The sequence below is a fragment of the Colwellia sp. BRX10-3 genome, from assembly GCF_014077505.1.
In the GTDB taxonomy this organism is placed as follows: domain Bacteria; phylum Pseudomonadota; class Gammaproteobacteria; order Enterobacterales; family Alteromonadaceae; genus Cognaticolwellia.
Genome location: NZ_JACGWA010000002.1, coordinates 228,133 through 251,438 on the forward strand (window position 1 = coordinate 228,133; position 23,306 = coordinate 251,438).

The 23,306-nt window shown below is 37.9% G+C and carries 20 protein-coding genes; 5 read left to right on the top strand and 15 right to left on the bottom strand.

Translation table 11 applies throughout. The features are described from left to right. The first annotated feature begins 210 nt into the window (after nucleotides 1-210). Nucleotides 211-2,778: a TonB-dependent siderophore receptor gene (locus tag H4J38_RS06050; RefSeq protein ID WP_182130526.1), complete on the top strand. Its 2,568-nt coding sequence runs from the start codon at nucleotides 211-213 to the stop codon at nucleotides 2,776-2,778. A gap of 105 nt (nucleotides 2,779-2,883) precedes the next feature. On the opposite strand, the gene H4J38_RS06055 is transcribed toward H4J38_RS06050, so the two are convergent. Continuing rightward, nucleotides 2,884-4,149 (bottom strand): multifunctional CCA addition/repair protein, encoded by a 1,266-nt coding sequence (locus H4J38_RS06055; protein WP_182130528.1) that lies wholly within the window; start codon nucleotides 4,147-4,149, stop codon nucleotides 2,884-2,886. A gap of 145 nt (nucleotides 4,150-4,294) precedes the next feature. Here H4J38_RS06055 and H4J38_RS06060 point away from each other — a divergent pair, with 145 nt between their 5' ends. After that, complete coding sequence (locus H4J38_RS06060; RefSeq protein ID WP_182130530.1) at nucleotides 4,295-5,953, top strand: AAA family ATPase; 1,659 nt, start codon at nucleotides 4,295-4,297, stop codon at nucleotides 5,951-5,953. A gap of 109 nt (nucleotides 5,954-6,062) precedes the next feature. On the opposite strand, the gene leuD is transcribed toward H4J38_RS06060, so the two are convergent. From leuD to leuA, 4 genes are all read right to left on the bottom strand, one after another. Next, entirely contained in the window at nucleotides 6,063-6,659 is a 597-nt protein-coding gene (gene leuD, locus H4J38_RS06065) for a 3-isopropylmalate dehydratase small subunit (protein ID WP_182130532.1), read from the bottom strand. Between the two features lies 1 nt (nucleotide 6,660). Then, nucleotides 6,661-8,079 carry a 3-isopropylmalate dehydratase large subunit gene (gene leuC / locus H4J38_RS06070; RefSeq protein ID WP_182130533.1) on the bottom strand — a complete coding sequence of 473 codons (1,419 nt, stop codon included), beginning with the start codon at nucleotides 8,077-8,079 and terminating at the stop codon, nucleotides 6,661-6,663. 1 nt (nucleotide 8,080) lies between these two features. Next, a complete protein-coding gene (gene leuB / locus H4J38_RS06075) occupies nucleotides 8,081-9,193 on the bottom strand; it encodes a 3-isopropylmalate dehydrogenase (protein ID WP_182130535.1) in 1,113 nt (370 codons plus the stop codon). 96 nt (nucleotides 9,194-9,289) lie between these two features. Next, complete coding sequence (leuA, locus tag H4J38_RS06080) at nucleotides 9,290-10,885, bottom strand: 2-isopropylmalate synthase (protein WP_182130537.1); 1,596 nt, start codon at nucleotides 10,883-10,885, stop codon at nucleotides 9,290-9,292. 404 nt (nucleotides 10,886-11,289) lie between these two features. Here leuA and H4J38_RS06085 point away from each other — a divergent pair, with 404 nt between their 5' ends. After that, a complete protein-coding gene (locus tag H4J38_RS06085; RefSeq protein ID WP_182130539.1) occupies nucleotides 11,290-12,333 on the top strand; it encodes a CDP-glycerol glycerophosphotransferase family protein in 1,044 nt (347 codons plus the stop codon). A gap of 32 nt (nucleotides 12,334-12,365) precedes the next feature. Here H4J38_RS06085 and H4J38_RS06090 read toward each other — a convergent pair whose 3' ends face one another. The 3 genes from H4J38_RS06090 to H4J38_RS06100 all read right to left on the bottom strand — a co-directional run bounded on the left by H4J38_RS06090 (nucleotide 12,366) and on the right by H4J38_RS06100 (nucleotide 15,331). Continuing rightward, the gene (locus H4J38_RS06090) at nucleotides 12,366-13,109 is read right to left on the bottom strand and encodes a glycosyltransferase family 25 protein (protein WP_182130541.1); all 744 of its coding nucleotides are present in this window, start codon (nucleotides 13,107-13,109) and stop codon (nucleotides 12,366-12,368) included. A gap of 52 nt (nucleotides 13,110-13,161) precedes the next feature. Further along, nucleotides 13,162-14,670 carry a capsule assembly Wzi family protein gene (locus H4J38_RS06095; protein WP_182130543.1) on the bottom strand — a complete coding sequence of 503 codons (1,509 nt, stop codon included), beginning with the start codon at nucleotides 14,668-14,670 and terminating at the stop codon, nucleotides 13,162-13,164. 61 nt (nucleotides 14,671-14,731) lie between these two features. Beyond that, the gene (locus H4J38_RS06100) at nucleotides 14,732-15,331 is read right to left on the bottom strand and encodes a TIGR04211 family SH3 domain-containing protein (RefSeq protein WP_182130545.1); all 600 of its coding nucleotides are present in this window, start codon (nucleotides 15,329-15,331) and stop codon (nucleotides 14,732-14,734) included. A 206-nt stretch (nucleotides 15,332-15,537) separates the two neighbouring features. On the opposite strand from H4J38_RS06100, the gene H4J38_RS06105 reads away from it, so the two are divergent. Together H4J38_RS06105 and H4J38_RS06110 are read left to right on the top strand one after the other, a co-directional pair. Beyond that, on the top strand, nucleotides 15,538-17,049 hold the full coding sequence (locus tag H4J38_RS06105) for an inorganic triphosphatase (RefSeq protein ID WP_182130547.1): 1,512 nt from the start codon (nucleotides 15,538-15,540) through the stop codon (nucleotides 17,047-17,049). 179 nt (nucleotides 17,050-17,228) lie between these two features. After that, a complete protein-coding gene (locus H4J38_RS06110) occupies nucleotides 17,229-18,083 on the top strand; it encodes a L,D-transpeptidase family protein (RefSeq protein ID WP_182130549.1) in 855 nt (284 codons plus the stop codon). Between the two features lie 92 nt (nucleotides 18,084-18,175). Here the strand turns inward: H4J38_RS06110 and H4J38_RS06115 are convergent, their stop codons facing one another. The 7 genes from H4J38_RS06115 to H4J38_RS06145 all read right to left on the bottom strand — a co-directional run bounded on the left by H4J38_RS06115 (nucleotide 18,176) and on the right by H4J38_RS06145 (nucleotide 23,279). Next, nucleotides 18,176-18,436 carry an LPP leucine zipper domain-containing protein gene (locus H4J38_RS06115; RefSeq protein WP_182130551.1) on the bottom strand — a complete coding sequence of 87 codons (261 nt, stop codon included), beginning with the start codon at nucleotides 18,434-18,436 and terminating at the stop codon, nucleotides 18,176-18,178. A 247-nt stretch (nucleotides 18,437-18,683) separates the two neighbouring features. Next, on the bottom strand, nucleotides 18,684-19,169 hold the full coding sequence (locus tag H4J38_RS06120; protein WP_259365412.1) for an ion channel: 486 nt from the start codon (nucleotides 19,167-19,169) through the stop codon (nucleotides 18,684-18,686). 55 nt (nucleotides 19,170-19,224) lie between these two features. After that, nucleotides 19,225-19,554 carry a hypothetical protein gene (locus tag H4J38_RS06125; RefSeq protein WP_182130553.1) on the bottom strand — a complete coding sequence of 110 codons (330 nt, stop codon included), beginning with the start codon at nucleotides 19,552-19,554 and terminating at the stop codon, nucleotides 19,225-19,227. A gap of 2 nt (nucleotides 19,555-19,556) precedes the next feature. Continuing rightward, on the bottom strand, nucleotides 19,557-20,195 hold the full coding sequence (locus H4J38_RS06130; protein ID WP_182130555.1) for a hypothetical protein: 639 nt from the start codon (nucleotides 20,193-20,195) through the stop codon (nucleotides 19,557-19,559). Between the two features lie 96 nt (nucleotides 20,196-20,291). Beyond that, nucleotides 20,292-20,981, bottom strand: coding sequence for a PspA/IM30 family protein (locus H4J38_RS06135; RefSeq protein WP_182130556.1), 690 nt, complete (start codon nucleotides 20,979-20,981; stop codon nucleotides 20,292-20,294). A gap of 23 nt (nucleotides 20,982-21,004) precedes the next feature. After that, nucleotides 21,005-21,418 (bottom strand): YjfI family protein, encoded by a 414-nt coding sequence (locus tag H4J38_RS06140; RefSeq protein ID WP_182130558.1) that lies wholly within the window; start codon nucleotides 21,416-21,418, stop codon nucleotides 21,005-21,007. A 154-nt stretch (nucleotides 21,419-21,572) separates the two neighbouring features. Beyond that, a complete protein-coding gene (locus H4J38_RS06145; protein ID WP_259365413.1) occupies nucleotides 21,573-23,279 on the bottom strand; it encodes a polyamine aminopropyltransferase in 1,707 nt (568 codons plus the stop codon). Nucleotides 23,280-23,306: the final 27 nt, after the last annotated feature.

Here is a 23,306-nt window from a genome sequence, read left to right on the forward strand (position 1 = left end):
ATATTTTGTATACATTTGCATATCAATTCTTTTTATCCTCCTAATACTAAATGTTGAAGTAAATCAGTGCTTGTAAAGCATTTCTAGCTGTTTTATAAAGAATGAAGCCTTTTAGACTATCCGCACCAATATCTGTTGCGATAATCGCAATAGGTAAAAATAAAATTAAAACTATAAAAAGCATATTCATATATTTAGGAAGGAAATAACATGTCTACAACATTTCGTACCGGTACATTAGCCTTAGCTGTTGGTATCGCATTAGGAACAGCTCCTAGTTTTGCTGCAGGTTTTGCAGAAGACGCAGCAAAAAAAGAAAGTGTTGAACGTATCGCCGTCATTGGTTCACGTTCAGCTCCACGTTCAGTAGCTGAATCGCCAGTACCAATTGATATTATTGGTGGTGATGAGCTAGGTAAGAATGCTTCAAGTGACATGCTAGACATGTTAGTTGGTGCTATTCCATCATTGAATGCACGCGCACAACCTATTAGTGATGCTGCATCACTAATTCGCCCAGTTAACTTACGTGGTTTGCCATCTGATTCAACGTTAGTACTTTTAAACGGCAAACGTCGTCACCGTGCATCAGTTATTGCTTTCCAAGGTGGTGGTATTAATGATGGTGCTCAAGGTCCTGATATTTCAGTAATCCCAAGTGTTGCTATCAAGCAGGTTGAAGTATTACGAGATGGTGCTGCAGCACAATACGGCTCTGATGCGATTGCCGGTGTAATGAACTTTGTACTGAAAGATGATTCAGACGGCGGTTCAATGTCTGTGAAAAAAGGTTCATATTACGAAGGTGATGGTGACCAAACTATTATAGACGGTAATGTCGGTTTACCATTTACGAAAGATGGCTTTGTAAACTTAAGCTTTCAATTAAAAAATGCTGATGCAACTAGCCGAAGTGTACAACGTCCTGATGCACAAGGTATCGCAGACGCAGGCAATACTTCAATTCAAAATCCAGCGCAAATTTGGGGTAATCCTGAAGTTAAAGATGATATTACTTTGTTTGGTAATGTTGGTTTAGATTTAGGCGATGATAAAGAATTCTACATGTTCGGTAACTATTCTGAACGTGATGTTACTGGTGGTTTTTACTACCGTAATCCACATAACCGTGGCAATGTTTATTCTATTGATGGCGGTGATACATTGCTTGTTGGTGATATTGCACAATCACAAGGCGCAGCTCGCACGTGTGATGTAGTACCTGCTAATGTTGGTAATGTTCTGAATACTCCTGAATATCAAGCAATGGTTGCTGATCCTAACTGTTTCTCAATGAACCAAATATTCCCAGGTGGTTATACCCCACAATTTGGTGGCAATATTACTGATACTTCATTAACTGTTGGCACCAAAGGTGATATTAACAGTGGCATGCTTGAAGGTTGGTACTATGATGTAAGTGGTACAGTAGGTCGTAACGAATCTAAATTTAATTTAAAAAATACGTTAAACCCGTCACTTGGTTTAGATACCCCTGTTGATTTTCAAACGGGTAGCTACATCCAAATGGAAAAAACCTTCAACTTTGATTTAGTTAAAGGTTTTGAAATGGGGCTTGAAGAACCAGTAAATGTTGCGACAGGCCTAGAATGGCGTGAAGAGAGTTTTGAAATTGTTTCTGGTGATAAAGCTTCATGGGAAGCAGGTGCATTTGCTGACCAAGGTTTCAACATTGGTTCACATGGTTTTAAAGGTTTTGGTCCTGAAACTCAAGGCCGTAATGACCGTCGTAACATTGCCGCGTATGTGGATGTTGAAGCTCAGTTAACTGAAGACTTTTTACTTGGTGCAGCTGTACGTTATGAAGACTTCACTACTTTTGGTAACACAACTAACTATAAGCTAACCGCACAGTATACGGTTAACGATGAAATCTCATTACGTGCTTCTCACAGCACAGGTTTTAGAGCACCAACGGTTGGTCAAGCAAACGTAGTAAATACTCAAACATCATTAGTGATGGGTGAATTAATTCAAACGTTCCTTGCTCCACCAACTAATCCACTTTCTGCGTTTTATGGCGGTAAAGAATTAACACCTGAAGAATCACGCAGCTTTGCTGGTGGTATGGTTTATCAAGAGGGTGATTTCTTCTTTACACTTGATTACTACAATATTGAAGTAACTGATCGTTTAGCACAGTCTAGCCAAATTGACGTTCAAGCGGCTGACTATGCTCAACTTGAAGCGCTTGGTGTAGTGAATCCAGAGTTGATTTCTGCAGTAACATACTTTGCTAACGATTTTGATACCACTACTCAAGGTGTTGATGTTGTTGCTAACTATTCAATGGAGTTATTAGACGGTGATACATTGTTATCATTAGCATATAACTGGAATGAAACGACAGTTGATAAATTTAATCCAGCTACTACCGATGAAGGTAAAGTACATCGTTTAGAAGAAGGTATGCCTGATCATCGTGCTACTTTCACTATTTCACAAACTTGGGATAGTGTAACGAGCTTTGTACGTGTTAACTACTTTGGTGAGTACTTTGCAACACACGCTGATGATACTTGTGCAATCGGTTGTTGGAATGAAATTGCTGATTCAGCAATCACTATTGATGCAGAAGTAAGTTACTTCGTAAATGACAGTATTACATTGTCTGCTGGTGCGAATAACCTTTTCGACCAAGAAGCTCAAAAGTTACCTGAAGAATCATACGGTGTACTTGGTGCTCAATATTACGAAAGTGGTCCATTTGATTACAACGGTGGTTTCTACTACGTAAAAGCAACTTATAACTTTTAATGTAAAAGTGAATTAAGTCTAAAAAGCCATATCATTTGATATGGCTTTTTTATGCCTAGCGATTTTTATTGGGATAGGCCTTTACCGTGAGAAATGTTTGATCAATTAAGTAATATTGTGTTGGTGCATATAGTGTTGTTTGTATTGTTTTAATTTTTCAAGCCTTTGCTGTGATATCGCTGCTTTAATCTCGAGCCCTTTTAAACCCTTTTCAACAAATGGCTTAGCCGTTACTTGGCTTAGTCTTTCAAATGCATTATAAAGAAATTCTTTTTGTCGGTATTTACGGGTTTCAAAACCTAAGCGACCAGTAAAGTCTGCTTGGCAACAAAGTAGAAAATCAAGAAACTCTTCTGGCTTGCGCCAAACATCTAGCTGGTTATAAAGTTTTAAAATAGTACTGGCTTCTAATTCAAATATTTTATGTACATGCAGATGAAATTGGCAAACTTTTAACGCTAAATTTTTGTGTGCTGTTGGTACCCGCAAACGTTCACACAGTTCCTCTATTAAAGGTAAACCTGCTGTTTCATGACCAGGATGAGAAGGTAACTGTTCATTTTCAGTTAACGATTTACCTAAATCATGGCAAACACTGGCGAACCTAACGCTAGTTTTTGCTGAAAGTAACACTGCTTGCTTTAATACCATCATGGTATGTATTCCAGAACAAATCTCTGGATGCCATTTCTCAGGATTAGGAATACCCCATAAATTATGTAGCTCAGGCCAAAGTGATTTCAACGCTTGGCATTGATATAGCATTTGAAAAAACACTTCTGGATTAGCATCGGCTAAGCTTCGCTCCATCTCTTGCCATATTCGTTCACCAGAAAGGCTTAATAATTCGCCACTTTCGCTGAGCTTTGTCATCAAGGTCATTGTTTCTGCCGCTATGGTAAAACCATACTCATGGTAGCGAGCGGCAAAACGAGCAACGCGTAAAACTCGAAGTGGGTCTTCAATAAAAGCGGCTGAAACGTGACGCAATTTGCGATTGTTGAGATCTATTTGGCCGTTGTAAGGGTCAATTATTTTACCGTTTTTATCCATCGCCATCGCATTAATGGTGAGATCTCTTCGCATTAAGTCTTCTTCGAGGGTAACGCTCGTTGATGCATTGCAATTAAAACCGGTGTAGCCTTGGCCAGCTTTTTTTTCTGTGCGTGCTAATGCGTATTCTTGTTTGCTTTTTGGATGAATAAATACTGGAAAATCTTTGCCTACTTGTATAAAACCAAGGCTGAGCATTTCGTCGACACTGGAGCCAACAACTACATAGTCATTGTCAACAACGGCGCGATTGAGTAGAGAATCGCGCACGGCGCCCCCGACAAGAAAAGTGTTTAGTTGCTGCATTTTATTTGCCATTAAACGCTATAAACCTCTGAAAAATAAATAATATCGAATAATTAAATTGTTATAAAATAAATTTTAACACAATTGCACGTGATTTTTGACATATGATCGCGTTCAGGGTAATTTCACAGGGTCGTTTCATCAGTTAAGATTTACTATGTATACAAGCTATTTTGGTTTAGAAGAAAAGCCATTTTCAATTGCGCCAAACCCTGATTATTTGTTTATGAGTGATCGTCATCGCGAAGCGCTTAATCACTTAACTTATGGTCTAGGTGATACCGGCGGATTTGTTTTGCTTACCGGTGAAGTAGGGACTGGCAAAACCACGCTAAGTCGTCGCTTAATGGAAAACTTGCCTGAAAATACGCAAGCCGCTTTTATTCTTAATCCAACCCTTTCTAGCCAAGAATTGTTAGCGACCCTTTGTGATGAATTAAAAATTCGTTATCGTAAAACTGGTGCAACCCTAAAAACGCTCACTGATAAAATCCAACAGAAGTTACTTAAAAATCATAGTGATGATATTAATACTCTGTTGATTATTGATGAAGCGCAGCATTTACAACCAGAAGTGTTAGAACAGCTTCGCTTGTTAACAAACTTAGAAACCAATACAAAAAAACTATTACAAGTTATTTTAATTGGTCAACCTGAGCTACAGCAGTTATTGCAGCGTCGAGATTTACGCCAATTAGCGCAAAGAATAACTGCGCGTTATCATTTATTGCCGTTGAATAAGCAAGAAGTTGCTCAATATCTGAAACACCGTTTGTCAGTGGCAAAATGTTTTCGCAATATTTTTGATAAGAGCGCGGTCAATGCCATCCATAAAACCTGCAAAGGTATCCCTCGCTTAATGAACCTGTTAGCAGAACGCTCTTTGATGAACGCCTATAACAGTAACAATGCCGTGGTTAATCGTAAAATTGTACTACAAGCGGCTCACGATGCCTTAGGTGATGAATTTCAAGTGAATCCGTGGTGGAGAAACTCGTGGATCAAAGCGGGTGGCCTAATGGGGGCATTATGTTTAGTTTTAGTTGCAGGCGTTTGGTGGGGTGCTTATCAATCACGCGACATTGGCCAGTACACTCAAGTAACCGATGCTACTAAAAGTCAGGCTGATACTATCGTTGAGCAAAAACAGCTAACTCATCAAGAAATACCTGCAACAGTAAGTAGCGCGGATGGCGTTAGTGGTGAGAGTAGTAATGCGATTAACAGTACCACGAATCAACTTAGCTCTGTTGTTGATAAAAATAACACACAGTCGAAGCAAAACAAGGTCAACCCTGGAAATTCTGTCACTGAAACTACCCATGTTAAAACTTCTAGCGACAATACTGTGATAGCGGATGATAAAAATGAATTTATTGCGAGTGAAAAAAAGTTAGCAGACTCACAAACCACAATGCAAAAAATTGTACCAGCGGTTAAAAAAGCAACGTCTAATAATTTCGTTGTTAAAGCTGAAGAAGGGGTGTCTGACGCGTTATTGGCAAGCTTTAAATCTGCCATCGAACAAACTCAGCAAAGTAACGAGCCGAGAGATAATTTCGCCGTGGAGAATAGTGAGCTAATTCCGCTGACACAAATGCCAACTTGGGTACAAGACGGTGTGCCTTCGCTTGCGTTTGAAATGCACATTTATGCGAGTGATGGTCAAGGTTGGGTCAGGGTGAATGGTCGTGATCGTTATGAAGGAGATTATATTGGTCGTGAATTACTACTCAGTGAAATACTGCCACAGCAGGTTGTTCTTAGCTTTAGAGGTGAAAAGTTCACCATGGCAGCGCTATCTTCTTGGAATTAGTTAAAATCGTTTGGAGTATTTTTAAAATAATTTCGAAGTGAGTAAATATATATTTATTAAATAGCGCTTTAACCACCAGCCTTTGCGACTGATGGTTAAAATATTTCGCTTACTGCCAAGCGGGCATTTTGGCTTCGTAATCTTCTATTTTTGTAAGTTTATTTAGCGTCCAACCGACACTATCAACACCGTTTTCTAAGCAATATTTATGAAAAGGTGCAATGTTAAAACTATATTGCGCACTTTCTGTTTTAACCGTGCTTGCTGTTAAATCAACAGTAATATGCTGCAGACCCTTCTCTGATTGCTGGAATAGTGTCGCTATTTCTGCTTCTGTTAAAGTAACCGGCAAAATGCCAATATTGATACAGTTAGCATAGAAAATATCGGCAAAGCTAGAGGCGATAATCACTTTAAAACCATATTCTTGTAGTGCCCAAGGTGCATGTTCTCGACTTGAACCACAACCAAAGTTTTCACCCGTAAGTAAAATGCTAGCGCCTTGATATTTTAGCTCATTAAGAATAAATTCAGGGTTATCTTCTTTGCCTGCATTATCTAAATAGCGCCAATCGTTAAATAAATGTTGGCCAAAACCTGTTCGAGTAGTTTTTTGTAAAAATTGTTTTGGGATGATTTGGTCAGTATCAACATTCGCTGCGTCCAATGGCACAACTAAACCATAATGTTGGGTAAAATTTTCCATGTTATGCTCCTTGAACTTTTGAGTTGATAGTGGTTAAGTCGACAAAATGTCCGGCAATAGCAGAGGCGGCAGCTAACTCGGGGCTAACTAAGTGCGTACGACTACCGCGGCCTTGTCGGCCTTCAAAATTACGGTTACTGGTTGAAGCACAACGGTCGCCTTCGGTTAATACATCATCATTCATACCTAAACACATTGAACAACCCGGTAAGCGCCATTCAAAGCCAGCATCTATAAAGGTTTGTGCTAAGCCTTCAGCTTCTGCTTGTGCTTTAACACGATAAGAGCCCGGTACTACAATCGCATCAACCGTTGGTGAAACTTTTTTGCCTTTAGCAATTGCCGCTGCAGCGCGTAAATCTTCTATTCTAGAGTTTGTACATGAGCCAATAAAAACTTTATTAATAGTTATGTCGGTAATTTTTGTACCAGCCGTTAAGCCCATGTATTTTAAAGCTGCAATACAAGAATCTCGCTCAACAGGGTCAGAGAAATCTTCCGGTGAAGGCACAACATTATCAATTTGGGTAACTTGCCCTGGTGTTGTTCCCCACGTTACTTGAGTTTTAATATCTTTTGCTTCAAGCGTTAAGTAACTATCGAAAGTTGCACCAGTGTCTGATTTTAGTTGCTGCCAATCACTAACAGCTTGCTGCCATACTTCGCCTTTTGGCGAGTAGTCTTTGCCTTTTAAGTATTCAAACGTGGTTGCATCTGGCGCGATAAGGCCAGCTTTAGCACCAAATTCAATGCTCATATTGCACACTGTCATACGCTCTTCCATGGTTAAGCGTTCAATGGCATCTCCACAATATTCAACTACATAACCTGTTGCGCCAGCACTGCCTGTTTTACCAATAATGGCTAAAATAATGTCTTTAGCACTAATACCGGGAGCCACTTGGCCTTTAACTTCAATTCTCATGGTTTTAGCTTTAGTTTGACGTAACGTTTGTGTTGCAAATACATGTTCAACTTCAGACGTGCCAATACCAAATGCTAATGCGCCAAAAGCGCCATGTGTAGAGGTGTGTGAATCTCCACATACAATTACGGTGCCGGGTAAGGTTAAGCCTAGTTCTGGACCAATAACGTGCACAACCCCTTGGTTTTTATGGCCCATGTTAAACAACTCTACGCCAAACTCTTTACAGTTTTTTTCAAGCGTTCGCAATTGATTTGCTGCGCCTTCTCCTGCGGCATTAATTTCAATAAAGCGGGTAGAAATATTATGATCCATGGTCGCGATTGTACGTTCAGGGTGGCGCAACACACGATTATGAAATTTTAAATTGGCAAAAGCTTGTGGAGAGGTAACTTCGTGGATCAAGTGACGATCAACAAAGATCAACGGTGTTTCGTCGGCTTTTTCTTCAATAATATGACTTTGCCATAATTTTTCGTATAACGTGGTTGCCATGCTACTTTGCTCCTGAAATTTTTTGATTGTTAACTATATACTGGCAAATAATATCGCCCATTTCTTTAGTCGATTTAGCCTTGTGACGTTCTTCGGCGCTAAGTAAGTCTCCGGTAAAATTACCGTCATTAAGTGCTGATGCAACGGCTTTTTCGATTGCGGTAGCGGCCTCTGGCTGGTTTAAACTATGACGCAACATTAATGCCGCTGACAGAATTTGAGCGATAGGGTTAGCAATACCTTTACCGGCGATATCTGGTGCTGTGCCGCCTGCTGGTTCATACATACCAAAGCCTTGCTCATTTAAGCTGGCTGAAGGTAATAGCCCCATAGAACCTGTGATCATGGCGCAAATGTCAGATAAAATATCACCAAATAAATTCGAACATAGCATGACGTCGAACTGAGCAGGGTCACGAACTAATTGCATAGCCGCGTTATCAACATACATATGTTCAACAGCAACGTTGGGGTAATCTTTTGACACCTCAATAACCACTTCTCGCCATAATTGAGACGAAGCTAGTACATTGGCCTTGTCGATAGATATAACCTTGTTACGACGTTTCTGGGCTGATTGAAAAGCTAGGTGTGCGATACGGCTAATTTCTTTACGAGAATAAATCATAGTATCAAAAGCTGCTTCGTCTTCCTGTCCTACATTTTTACGACCTTTAGGTTCACCAAAGTATATACCGCCAGTTAACTCTCGTATCACTAAAATATCAAAGCCGGCTTGTGAAATGTCAGCACGTAAGGGTGAAAGATGTGACATAGCACTTTGAAGTTGTGCTGGTCGCATGTTACAAAATAGCCCGAAATGACCGCGTAAGCCAAGTAAAGATGCTCTTTCTGGTTGTTCTGTTGGCGGTAAGTTGCTCCACTTTGGACCACCGACTGAGCCAAATAAAATAGCGTCGGCTTTTTCACAGCCTTTAACAGTGCTTTCTGGAAGTGCCTCACCGTGATTGTCGATAGCACAACCACCCACGTCATAATGCTCTGTGCTTATTTCAAAGTCATACTGTTTGGCAACTGTTGCTAAAACTTTCTCTGCTTGGGCCATCACTTCAGGCCCGATACCGTCACCGGCTAATATTGCAATCTTCGACATAGTGTTGTTTTAAACCTATAAATATACTTAATAAATGAATCTGATTTACGGCTAACTCGGTTATCGTTAGCCTTATTTTGTTTAATCGTCGTGCTACTAAATTTGGCTTTGGCCGTCGATAGCTGCTTCTTGTTTAAAATCGGTTTTGAGTTCGGTTTTTAACTCGGCAATGGTGATGGCACGATGAATACCATTAAGTGCATTAACTAAGGCGTGCCCTGATGCCTTAATTACATCGGTATCTAAGCCGTAACCATGGAAGTTTCGGCCTTGCCAAGACACAACGATGTCGGCCTTACCTAAGCCATCTTCACCTTCACCTTTGTTTGAGATTTTGTAATCGCTTACTTCAAATTCAATATCAATGGCTTTTTTAATCGCTCGATAAAGTGCGTCGACAGGGCCATTACCGGTTGCTGAGACAATTTTATCTTCATCACCTATGGCAAGTTTGATACTTGAAGTCGCAAACTCACTGCCACCACTTTGAACATTTAGCGTTAGTAAACGATAAAAGTCTTGCTGGTCTTGCTGTTGAATATTAAAAAGTAATGCTTCTAAATCGTCATCGAAGACTTGGCCTTTTTTATCCGCTAAGGCTAGAAAATCAGCGTAAAGGGTTTCAATTTCATAATCAGATTCTTGATAACCTAAGCTCTCCATGCGATGTTTAATAACATGACGACCGCTGCGTGAGGTTAAATTTAACTTGGTTTTACTGATGCCGACGCTTTCTGGTGTCATAATTTCGTAGGTGTTACTAGCCTTAAGCATGCCGTCTTGATGAATGCCCGATGAATGACTAAAGGCATTGCCACCTACAATCGCTTTGTTTAATTGCACTGGCATATTACAAAGCTGACTGACTAATTTTGACGTACGGGCAATTTCTTGATGATTAATTCGAGTATGCACGCCTAAGAATTCTTGGCGAGTTTTCATGATCATGGCCACTTCTTCAAGTGAACAATTACCTGCACGCTCACCAATACCGTTGATGGTACATTCAATTTGTCTTGCACCCGCTTGTACTGCCGACATTGAGTTAGCTACGGCTAAGCCTAAGTCGTTATGACAATGTACAGAAATAACCGCTTGGTCGATATTAGGTACACGATTAAATAAAGTATCGATAATACCGCCAAATTCGTTAGGTAACGTATAACCAACAGTATCTGGAATATTGACCGTGGTCGCACCCGCTATAATGGCTTGTTCAACCATGCGGCATAAATTATCAATCGGGGTTCTCCCCGCATCTTCGCATGAGAACTCGACATCATCGGTAAAACGTCGGGCATATTTAATCGCATGTACTGCCATGGCTTGCACGTCAGCAAAGCTTTTTTTCAATTTTTGTTGTACATGAACATCAGAAGTAGAAATAAAGGTATGAATACGAAATTGATCAGCGGGCTTTAATGCATCAGCACAGGCTTTAATATCGCCTTCTACTGCTCGAGCTAACGCACAGACTCGTGAGTTTTTAACTGTGCGAGCTATTTCTTGAACTGATTCAAAATCACCTGGTGATGAAACTGGAAAACCCACTTCCATAATATCGACACCTAAGCGTTCAATAGCCAGAGCTATTTGTAATTTTTCGTGAACCGATAAACTCGCGTTTAACGCCTGTTCGCCATCACGCAAAGTGGTGTCGAAAATAATAACTTTATCGTTAGAAATGCCCATGTGTGTCCCTGATTAAAAGTGTTTACGCTAGATGACGAGCATAAAAAAACCCGCGGTAATTAGCGCGGGTTTAGTGTTTTATTATGTTGTCTATTTATTTTTCAAGCAATAAAAACCTATCCGCGCGTAGATAATGTGAGGAGGAGGTTAATTCGAATCATGTTTGTGAATTTATTCATTTATGATTTAGCTTAAAGTTTTTGATTTAATAAATAGTTAGTAAGTTATTAATAGCGTACTTACTACTGTAATGTCAATTGTGATTTTGTTATATATTATAAGTGATGTGGTTTTTCTACTTTCATTAAGCCAAATTATCTCTATTGATTTATCGGAGGCTGATTTTTAACATATAACTTGTTAATATCTGCTGTCTATAACTTACACTATTTCATGAGTTCAAAATGCCAGCGAAAAGGTTTCTTTTAAATATTTCTCAAAATTATAGTTTTGCTATTTTAAGACCATTACAAGAAGCGATTCGTGATAGCAACAGAGAAGTTTATTGGTTCGTACAAGGTGATTCAGTTAATTTAACTTACTTTAGGGCGGACGATAAAGTATTAAATACTGTAGATGATGTTATGAAATATGATCCTGATGCTGTAATTTTTCCTGCCAATATAGCGCCAACATTTTTCCCTGGAATCAATGTCGCTGTTTTTCATGGCTTTGATGCCGGAAAAGTAGATAAAAAAGGCCTTAATGATCATTACAAAGTGCGTCATTGTTTTGATTTATATTGTACTCAGGGACCAGATTCGACTGTTGAATTTCAACGTTTAGCAGAGAAGCATCAGACCTTTACAGTGATTGAAACCGGTTGGTGTGCATTAGACCCTTTATTCTCAAACAACATGCTTGATAAAGTAGCTGCAAAGCCGACAATATTAATGTGTTCAACATTTTCTAAAAAATTAACTTGCGCCCCTCACCTTTTTGATAAGGTAAAGTCTTTAAGTGAGACAGGGAAATGGCATTGGTTAATTCAGTTTCATCCTAAAATGGATAAAAGCATTGTTGATAAATATAAATCAATTCAAAGTGAACACTTAACTTTTGTTGAAACTGATGATGTTATTCCACTGTTGAAGCAGGCAGATGTTATGGTTTGTGATACATCTTCAGTGCTTATTATGTTTTTATTACAAGGTAAGCCAGTTGTTACTTATAATAATATTTCACCAGATGAATATTTAATTGACATTGATTCACCCGATAAGCTTGAGGAGTCAATAGAGTATGCGCTGCAAAAACCTCAATGTTTAATGGATAACATCCAAAAGTTTATTGATAGCACACACCCCTACATTGATGGAAAATCATCTTATCGCGTACTAGATGCGATTGATAAAGCTATTGAAGAAAAACCAAGTCTTAAACCTAAGCCCCTTGATTTATTTAGACAATTTAAAATGCGTAAGCAATTACAGTACTGGAAATTTTAATCTTACGCACTAAAAATAGCGTTAGTAAGATATTAAAACTCACCTGATATGTGCGTTTTTCTTAAGTACCATAAGTGTATTCTGTATTTGATATTACGAATGAAACTGGTGCTTTTAGTGCCATGAAACCCACCATTTAATAGTGTTATATCACTGGCGAAGCTTTTATTTTCACTGATCGGATAAGGGCGTAAACCAAATACAGATAAGTCTAGTTCTTGGCAAAACTGCATATCAATATCAACAGGACGATAGAACTTATCTCTTGAAAGCAGTTTTTTAGCACCGGCTAGGTTGAGCGTATAACCTGTTGCACAGTTAGGAATTTTTGTAAAATTAATTAATTCAAACCGTTGATCTAATGAGCTGATTTGCTTTGGTTTATGATTTCTATTATCGGCTAGTTTAATTAGGTCGTATTTTTTTAAAGTATCGGTAAGTGAAAGCAATTCAATAAAATTTTTTTCGATAATCATGTCGTCTTCAAGAATTACTGCAAACTCTATATTTTCGGCGACCATTTTTCGCCAGACATTTTTATGACTGATGTAACAGCCAATTTCACCTAAACTTAAATCAGCTCTGAAATACTTTCTATTGAGTATTGCTGAATACTCAATATTGATTTCTGTCTTCGTTAAATTATTACCCTTTACTGCAGGGATTCTTTCGTAGTTAATTTCGTTCCTTGAAAGTTGTTCGTCCATACTCAACATTCGTTCCTGTGCACAGTCTAAATTGATGACATATACAGGACAGTGGTTGGCTAATGACATGTTAACTTCCTCTGACTTTATTTGTTTTTTAGTAAATGAAAATAACTTTAACTTAAAGGTTATATTCAATTTTTAAAAAAAAGTTGGCACTGTTTGTACTTTTATCTATAGCTTTAAATGTAGACTTACTTAGATCTACGCCAGCAGTATAACGCCAGTTTTTATAACTATGCTGAACTTTAGTCGAAACCATTATCATGTTTTCGGCAACTTTTGTCAGTGGATTTCCAATAATGGCATTACCAGGAGCTTTATCGTTATTATCTTTATTGAGTTGTAAATGACGAATTTTGGTAGTCATATTTGTATTTTGGTTTATGGTGGAAATAAAACCTAACACTACGCTTGTAGCATCATTATCGTACAAATTACCTAATGTTCTTTGTTGATAGCGCATGCCTGTTTGGTAAATGCTATGTTCATAAAAGCAATTGCCGATACTACTGTTATTTGTGTCTGAACAGTCAGCATAGGTATCTGTGTATTCTAAATATAAGGTTGTTGGCGCAGAAAAAATTGTTACGTGAGTATCTATACCTACTTGAACTTTGGGTTCTGTTAAAAAACTTATAGCAGAGCCGCTATTATCGCCATCTTCTGCAAAATACTGACCATACAGACTCATAGGGGTATTGAGGATACTAAATGAATACCGTAAATCGTATCCTGCTTGCTGGTTACCTGGTTCGTTTTCTTTATTCTCACCGCAGACTAATCCTGAAGCACCACAATTATCTTTGCCTAATAACAAATCTGCAAAGGTTCCAAAGCTTTTTGGACGATCTTTACCGCCCCATTGTGCTAGCCGAGTTAGCCCTATTTCTAGTCCATCCAAAGGTTTAAAGTTAAGTCTAAAACCCCACAATAAGGTGTTATCAATAACGCGGTTATCGTCCATAACGCCCATAAAGGATGTTACGGTCCACGGGATTGCAATTTCAGTAAATGGAATTGCTAATGGTGTTGCTGATCTTCGTGATAATGAAATCGCTGGAATTGGTCTAGCGTTATTGGTTAAGCTTAAGTTGCTGTCCCAACCTGGCCCCCACCATCGGTCTTGTTTTCCTAATGAGAACACCCAATTACCAATGAAACCTGCGACATAGCTACCATCTAAACGGGTTTTGTCATTATCTCGTGGTGAAAAGGTATAACTTGATGAAAGGCCGACAGCAAATGAGTCTGTCATATAGCTTGCTTGAATTTTTATGTTGTTTTTGTCTCTGAAATCTTCACCAAAACTTGTGAAACGTTTATCTTTAGTTGCCGTATTGAACTCTAATTTTTTATTATTTTTTTTGGCCATTCTAAATTGATGATTGATATAGTCAAACGCTTGCTTTTCTGAACTGTTTAATGAGGAATAGTCAACCTGTTTTAAATCACGCCCAATATCAAGCCACATCAGAGGAAATGTTGTTACTGGGGTTTTTATATGGCCGGCATCAGCAAGCTGTTGAATACCGGCTCTAAGATATATATTCGAGGTGTCTATCCAAGGTTCAGCAGAGGTTAAAAAGCAAAATAAAAATAAAGTGTATGATAAATTATGTAATTTCAAAATATTAGTTTCAATTCTATGTGTGATTTGTTGCGTAACTTTTTAATAAATAAGTAAAAAGTTAACCCCAGTTTTCCATGCCTGATTTACGTTTTGAAAATAAACGTGGCAAGATTAAGCCCAATAAAAGCCCCACACCTAAGACGATTGCGCCATTAAAAAACCATTGTTTTTTAATGCTAGTATCTTGGTTTTTCAATTGTGATTTAGTTTGTGTTAAGTCCATATTAAGTGCTGAAATACTATTTTGTAAGTCACTACGTTCAGATTTTAAAGAGTCAATTTCGCTTATTGCTTCGTTAAATTGCTGAGTAATATCACTTTTACCTGCTTGAAATATGGCTAGTTTTTCATTGAGATCGGCAATAACATAACGCATGCCTGGTTTTGTTGAAACATGCTTGCTTTCAATCCAGCCGGTACGATCTTTATCCGTAATTATCTCGCTGTACTCGTTATTTGATTCACCAGTTAATTGTACTTTTTCACCAGAGTTTACCGTACCTTGTATACGATAATTTTTGCCTGCACCCGAGTGCATATAAACAATTAAATCTTCAGAAATATAACCAGCAGTTGTTGATGTATTAGCTTCTTCGGCAAAAGAAAGTAAGGAAGTAAAGAATAGTAGAGTAACGAATGTTTGTTTTATGTTTATCATGAAATAACCAATAGCGCCATTTAAACAGAGAATGGCAAAGATAGTAGGACTTTGAAGGGATGATAGCAAGTGATGTCGCTTAGATTTCTAAGATTTTTGATATAAATTATTAATCATGTAAGATTGACACTATTATTTTCTGTAATTGTACAAAAATATTGTTGTTACAGTTAATAAGCTTGATTTATAACTAATATTGGAAAAATATGACGACCGAAATAGAGCTTAAATATTTAGTTTTAGGCGATAACACCGTAGACAAAATCACCAAGACATTTAACCGTAAAAACATTCACTTTAGCTATCAGGAAAAGCAACTCGCTAATTGCTATTTTGATACGCCAGAGTTGAATTTACGGCAACATGACATGGGGTTGAGAGTTCGCCGCAATAATAATCATATTGAGCAAACGATTAAAACGGCAGGGCAAGTTGTTGGTGGCTTACATAGTCGTCCTGAATATAATGTTGATATTGATTGTGACTTTCCGATTTTAACGCTTTTTCCAAATAAAATTTGGCAACAAGGGCAATCGGTAAGTAATATTCAACATGACCTGATAGTTTTGTTCAATACAGATTTTAAACGTTGTACGTGGTTAGTTAACGATGTAGATGGAAATGTGGTTGAATTGGCTTTTGATCAAGGTACTATTGCCAGTTCAGGCAAAAATAATATCATCCACGAATTAGAATTCGAATTAGTTCAAGGCGATAAATCGGCACTATTTAATTTAGCATCGTTACTTTTTAAAGACCTAGCACTGCGCCCAGGATTAAAAAGTAAAGCAGCAAGAGGTTATGCGCTCTGGCGAACAGAGCCAATAAAAGAGCGAGCTGAACAGCAAGTTTTTATTTGTGAAAAAAGTAGTGACTCAATTGCTGATGCCTTTACTTATGGACTTAGTCACGGACTGACCAGCTTGCAGAATAACATTGAGCAATATTTAACAACTGAAACTTTGCATGAATTAGTTCAAGTAAAAGACAGTTTAGCGGTTATTCGCCATGGCTTTTGGTTGTTTTCGGAATATTTAACGCCGGATGAATTACGTATAAGAGATGAATTGAGTTATTTTGTGCATTTACTCGCTTGGGTTGATAACGCGATACACTTAAAAGAACTCACCAATAAAACCGGTAATTATCGTAAAAAACTTGATTTTAGCAAGCAACTAATCAAGCAGCTTAAAATAGAAAAACAACGTTTCCCTAATAGCGACGAAATTTGCCAGCTTTTACATAGTAGCCGTTTTAATCAGCTGCAACTTTCAATTCTTCAACTCTATTTATCACGTAGTGAAAATAAAGCGATTGAAAATAATATAAACGACCATGCGCTTATTGAATTTGCTCAAAATAAAATTCAATTTAGCTTAAGTGAAATTAGTGCAGAGCTAAAGAAAACGACTAATTTAAACTGTCAGCAATATATTGCACAAAGCAAACTCTTATATCGCAGTTCATTAACCGGCACTTGGCTTGCGGGATTATTCGATAACGACTTACGTGATAAATTTCGCCACCCATGGTTAGATTTACAGCAAGGTATAAGCGAGTTAAAGTCACTATGGATTATTCAACTGCAACTAGAAAAACTCTCTGAGCCGCCTCAGAAAATCGTACAGTGGCAACACAGTAAAGTGGAAGGCTTGTTATCGGCACTAGATAATACTAAAGCTATCGCAATTGCCATGGAGCCTTACTGGCTTGAGTAACAATAGAGCCAAAACATCGGATTAAAAATTTTATTATAAAATAATAGGCTACTTAATCATTAGCTTATTATTAATATTATGTAACCAATAGAGTGACTATCGTTATTTGTATTAAAAGTTTTTTCTTAAGCAAACTCATTAATAAGACTTTAATCTGCAGCTTATTACTCTCTAGTTTAATGGCGACAGTAAGTTTTGCGAAAGCATATTCGTTGCCAGTGGAAGGTTCGCGATTAATTGGTGAGAAACAATATCATGAAGTGGTCAAGGGTGATTACTTTCAACGGATTGCTGAAAAATATGACGTTGGCTTTCTTGCGCTAATGTCTGCCAACCCAGGTGTTGATCCTTTTTTACCCGCTCTTGGCCAACAACTAATTATTCCAAGTCAGATGTTACTTCCCTTTGGTAAGCGCGAGGGCATTATTATTAATTTGCCCGAATTACGTTTGTATTATTTCCCCGAAAATAGCGATCAAGTTCATGTTTTCCCTGTTGGTATTGGCAGGCAAGGGTTAGCAACACCAAAAACAGTGAGCTATATAGGAGAAAAACGAAAAGATCCTGTTTGGCGTCCAACGGTTGAAATGAAACAGCGTTATTTTATTGAGCATGGTAGGCAATTGGCTGATGAAGTGCCTGCGGGACCCAATAATCCTTTTGGAAAATATGCCTTACGTTTAGGTACAAGTGTTTATTTATTGCATGGTTCAAATCAACGATTTGGCATTGGCATGCGAGCAAGCTCAGGCTGTATTCGATTGTATGATGATGATATTAAATGGTTATATCAGCATGTTGAAATTAACACACCGGTACGTATTGTTGATCAAACCATAAAACTATCCTATGAGCCAAATAAAAAATTAATAGAGATACATAGCCCACTAACTGGTGATGATGGGGTAGCGAATAAGCCTGAAGTTACTCATGCTGTAGCCACCTTTGTTGGTAATTCAGTCGATAATAAAAAACTACTATTGCAGCAAGTGGAAAGCCCCAAAGGGTTGGTAACTGAACTGCTTATGCAATAAAAAAGTTAGCGGCCTGAATAGCAAAAAAGCACATAAACCAAGGTTTAGTGCTTTTTTAAGTCAGTTATCTTTTTAAACAAACTGCAGGTGTATTATTTTTTGTAGCTAGCCACTACATTATCAATACGTTCATTTGTGTCTTTAACTGCTTGGTTGGTCAGTTCTTGCGCCATACCTAATTCGTTTACTTCAGCCGAAATTGCCTTCGTCTGAGAAGACAAACTGTTAACTTTTTCTGTTAAATTATCGACTTTTTGGTTTAATTGAGAAATATTTGCTTCCAATGCCGAGTTGTTGGCACAGCCGCTAATAACGGCAACTAAAGCCACTAGAGTTAATTTTTTTAATAGCATAATGGGTTCCCTTTGTTTTTATTAAGTTTTTAAGTTTCTAAAAATAACAATGTTATTCGTATGAGCTAGTATGGCACAAAATTATTACACTTCCTAAAAACAGCTGAATAGCCATTATTTAGTATTATCATTCTAGCGTGATATGTTGATTTATGGGGTTATTTTTGGTGCACAAAGTGTTTTGAATACAGCTTGTATTTTTAGCAGTATTTATTTCAATTAAGACTATGTATTAATTTTTGACGAGCTATTTATCCGTTTTAGTTAACGAGTCTAACTTCTCTTCTAATTTTATTAGCTTTTTAGTTATTTCTATATTTTGAGTGATGATTTGTGAATTTTGCATTCTAAGCTCTCGGTTTTTAATGTTTGTATCAGCAAAGCCAAATATTTTATTAACAAATACCGCACCCATACCACCGAGTAGGCCTATGCCTAAAATAAACATAATAAAAACAGAGGCTCGACCAACAAAACTTATTGGATAAACATCACCAAAGCCAATAGTAGTGGAAGACATAACCATCAGCCAAATAGCATCTGCATAGCTTTTAACCGGTGAGGTCTCTAGCCCAATTTCGGCTTGATAGGTAATGTAACCTAATGATAAATTTAAGGTTATAAATAAAAATAAAGATATACTGCCAATAAAACCGTAATTATAATTTTTTACCCCAAAGTCATCGACACGGTATAAATTACTTTTTTCCATTACTTTTTGAACGACTATCATTTTAATCTCTTATTGCATTAGCTGCTGGCTACTCATAAACGAGTTAAGCCGAGTTTCAGTTGATAAGTGTATCATCAACATAATTGATTAAATCATCCATTAATTTTTTTTTAATTTCAAGTTGTTGTTCTGCTGACAAGCTATATTTTTCACCTAGTAATGCGTAGTCTTCAGCAGACAGACTCACCGTTAATCTTGGGCGTTTAGGGCGCTTATTGGTCGGTAGCCCTAAAATATCTCTAATTTGCTCTGACGGGCTAATGCCTGCTTCTAAGGCTTGTTTTCTAATGGCTAGTTGAATTTTTTCATCCATATCAAAAGCAACTTGTACTGCTTTTACTGCTTTGACTGATGATTGCCATTTTTCGGGGATTTTTCGCGACATAATTAACTTCCTGGATACATATCAACAATATCTGTGGTGGGCCTAAATAAAGTTAAAAACACTTCGGTATCACCGTCTTGCCAAACTTCAATATCAAGTCCTTTGTCTTGTTCTTCATCAAAAAGTGCATAAAGTTCAAACTGTTCTCCGCTGTCTTTACCTTCATAGGCTGAAAGTGCATCTTTGCGGTAATCTTTACGATGAAAGTATCCAACTTCGGCATAGCTGCTCTGTTGGTATAATTCGCTGCTCCAGCCTGATGTAGTATTACTGTCTGCTATGCGTGTTAACTGAGCTTGTCCGGGTTCATCAAAAACTTCAGCAAATTTTTCTAGATCGAAAAGCGTCTCAACATCTTGATGGAGTATTTTCAGTGAAAATTTTAAAAAGGTTTTATCGTCAACGTCCAAGGTTAAATATAGCTCTATATTATCATTGCCTTGTAAAACCCATTCAGCTTGGGTTTTATGTTCAAATTCATAGCTATTAACCGCAGTTACTTGAAATTCTTGCGCTCGCAGTGCTGCAGGCAAACCAAAACTGTCAGACATGACAATAATGTCACCTAAGGTGAGCTCTTTAACATTATCGAGTTTGCGCTCTTGCGTTGGTTTTTTGAATATATTTTTAAAAAAACTCACTGTCTGCTCCGAATAATAATGGCTAAAAATGGCAATAAATTAAGCTAAAAAACCGCTTTGTATCATAGATACAAAGCGGTAATAGTAATTTTTGAGCTATTTTTGTTTAGCTTTTAAGCGCTCTAATACTGAATTTGCATTGTTGTCATTAGCACCAATGCCGGCTTCTTTAAGCTTAGCTTCTAGTGAGTTATCTGAATTTTCAGACTCAAGTACTTCAGCTGCTTTCATTCGGTCATCAAATTTTTGTTGCTTAGCTTTAATACGCTCTAATGAATCTTTAGCGTTTAATAACTTAGAGTTGCTTGATGAGAAGTTATCGGTTATTGCTGACGTCGCTTTTTGTACGCTTTCAGTGGTTTTCACCATAGACAATTGACGCTTGTATTCAGCAACATGGCGTTCACTCTTTTTCACTAACTCTTTCAAACGCTCAGCATTACCTTGAAAGCTGTCAAGCGCTTGTTGTTGAGTAGTTAATTCATTTTCAAGCGTGGAAATTTTTTCTGCAACAGCCATGGCAAGTTCATCATCACCTTTTTCAAGGGCTTGAACGGCATAGCCTTCATGTTCAACAACTTCACGTTTAATACGCTCAACGTCACGACTAGAAGACATTTGCTGTGCCATAACACCGGTTAAATCACGTTTAGCTTTGGTAAGGTGGTTTTCTGCGTCACGAATTTCTTGTTCAAAAATGCGCGTAGCATTTGAGTCAATAATTGATTCACCCACTTCACTTGCACCGCCGCGAATTGCGGTCATAATTTTTTTAAAAATACTCATAATAATACTCCTAAGGTGGCTGCTTAAATTAAGTAATCACTCATGTCGTCAATAATTTCTAGCGCATTGTTACTTAATACGGCTAGTTCGTGTTCGATATCATCAAATGTTGAGCTAATAGCTAGCGCACCAAAAATGACATATTTATCACCAATTTTTGAAAATGAAGATAATGGCATAGGTATGTTCATCTCTAGCATACTGACATGCATCTCATTCATTTTACTTGATTTAACTTCTTCTTCACCCCAGAGGTAGGTGATACAAAGAATTTGATCATCAGTTACCGAAACAAAAATTGGTAACTCTTCACGGCCAAATACCGTTATTTGTAGTACATCAACTTCACCTGAAATAGGTTGGCAATCAAAAACCATCCCGGTGTCTGAATTGTCGGCCAAAGTATTCAGGTAGTCAGCTATCTTATGAATATTCATGTAATTCCTCATGCTCTAATAAGTAGCGTAAAAATCAGTGATACTGTTTTTACTTAACGACATATTATGTCGTATTGGGTTAATTTAGCATTGTGACATATTATGTCAAGTGCTAATTCATTTTATTTCTTAATTTATCTTAATTTAATTATTATCATTGTAAATGGGCATTATTTAATCCTTGCTGATCTTGCCATGCTTGCTGATGTAGCTGGTAAATGGCATGGCTACCAAGATAATTAATCGGTACCGCTTCGCTATCTAGATAAAAATCGCGAGAAAATTCAAAGGCATTCATCACCATAGGTAAGGTTAACCAATGGTGTGAAACTGGCAGTTCTGGTAAGTTGTTAAGTCTCGTTAAAGGACCTGCGCCCATTTTACTCGCAATAGTCCAGCCCCATTCGCCAAAACTAGGTACGTTGTCATGATATTGCTGAACGGTTGAATAGCCTGCAGCTTGAACCGTTTTTCCAATGGCGATAAAGGCATTTTTAGCATGATAAGGGCTGGCCGATTGAATACCAATTAAACCATCGCCTGCCAATAACTGCTTTAAGCGGGCGTAAAAGTTAACCGAGTAAAGTTTATTGAGATCCGGATGGCTAGGGTCGGGTAAATCAACAATAATAGCGTCGAAGGTCTGCCGGCTTTGCAATAATTTATCGATAGCGAGAAAGGCATCAGCAGCAATAATTTCCACGCGTTTATCGCGTAAACTTGCCGCATTTAAGTCTTCAATGGCATTAGCTAATGATTGCGGTAATTTATCATGTGGATTTTTAAATAGTTCAATAAGCTCATTATCTAAATCAATTAAGGTGACTTTGCTAGGTTGCCATTGTAAAACGTCCCTGAGGGCTAAGCCGTCACCACCACCAATAATTAGAATGTTTTCATGACGTGCTGAACCTGCTAACACCGGGCTTACAAGATAACTGTGGTAAATAAATTCATCTGAAGATGAAAACTGTAAACGACCATTTAGATAGAAGTTAATAATGTTGCCATCGTTGGGCCCCATATTTCGCTGGGTAAAAGTCAGTTGTTGATATCGGGTTTTGTCACTATAAACCACTTTGTCGAGATAAAGTAAGTTGCTCATTTGACTCAACCAGCTATTACCAAATTGATAAATAGCCATGATCATTAACAACAAAACACCATGAGCCGATATTAAGGTTTTTCTCCAGGTCAGCCTTTGCCAATAGTAGAGTATAAATACGATACCGGCGGTTAGGTTTAATGCCGCGGTTAATGCACTGGCTTTGCTGATGTCTATGGATAATAAAAATATAACCCAAATTGCAGCGCCGATACCTGCGCCGATATAATCAGCACCGTAGATGGTGCCCAGATTATTTTTGAGATGCTTTTGGTGTATTTCTTCGCGAATACGCGCAATTAGCGGTATTTCCATACCGATAAAAAATCCTAAAATTAAACCGAAAAAGTAAGGGCTATTAAAAGCAATAAAGCTCAGTTGTTTAAATAAGCCACCACGTGGGTATGCATCTGGGGGCAAGTTGAACATTGAGCCTAATATTTCAGGGAAGGTCTGGGTTAGGGCGATTAGGCCGCCAATAATCAATATTGAGCTGCTACCTAAAAACGCAATGGTAAGCTCTAACCAAACAAAACCATTAAAAGCGCATTGAATTTTTCGTGCCGCAAAAGCACCTAAACCCATAGCGACAATCATCAGGCCGATCATGGCATATATGGTGCTTTCCATAATGCCAAGCACTCGACCAGCATAATGCGATAAAAGGTATTCGTATATCAGCCCGCAACCCGCTAAAACAGCCATAGTTAAAATCAGGAGAACATCGTCCCAAAGTCTATTTCTGTTGATTATCATGGACATTCCTAGCTTGAGTTATTTGCT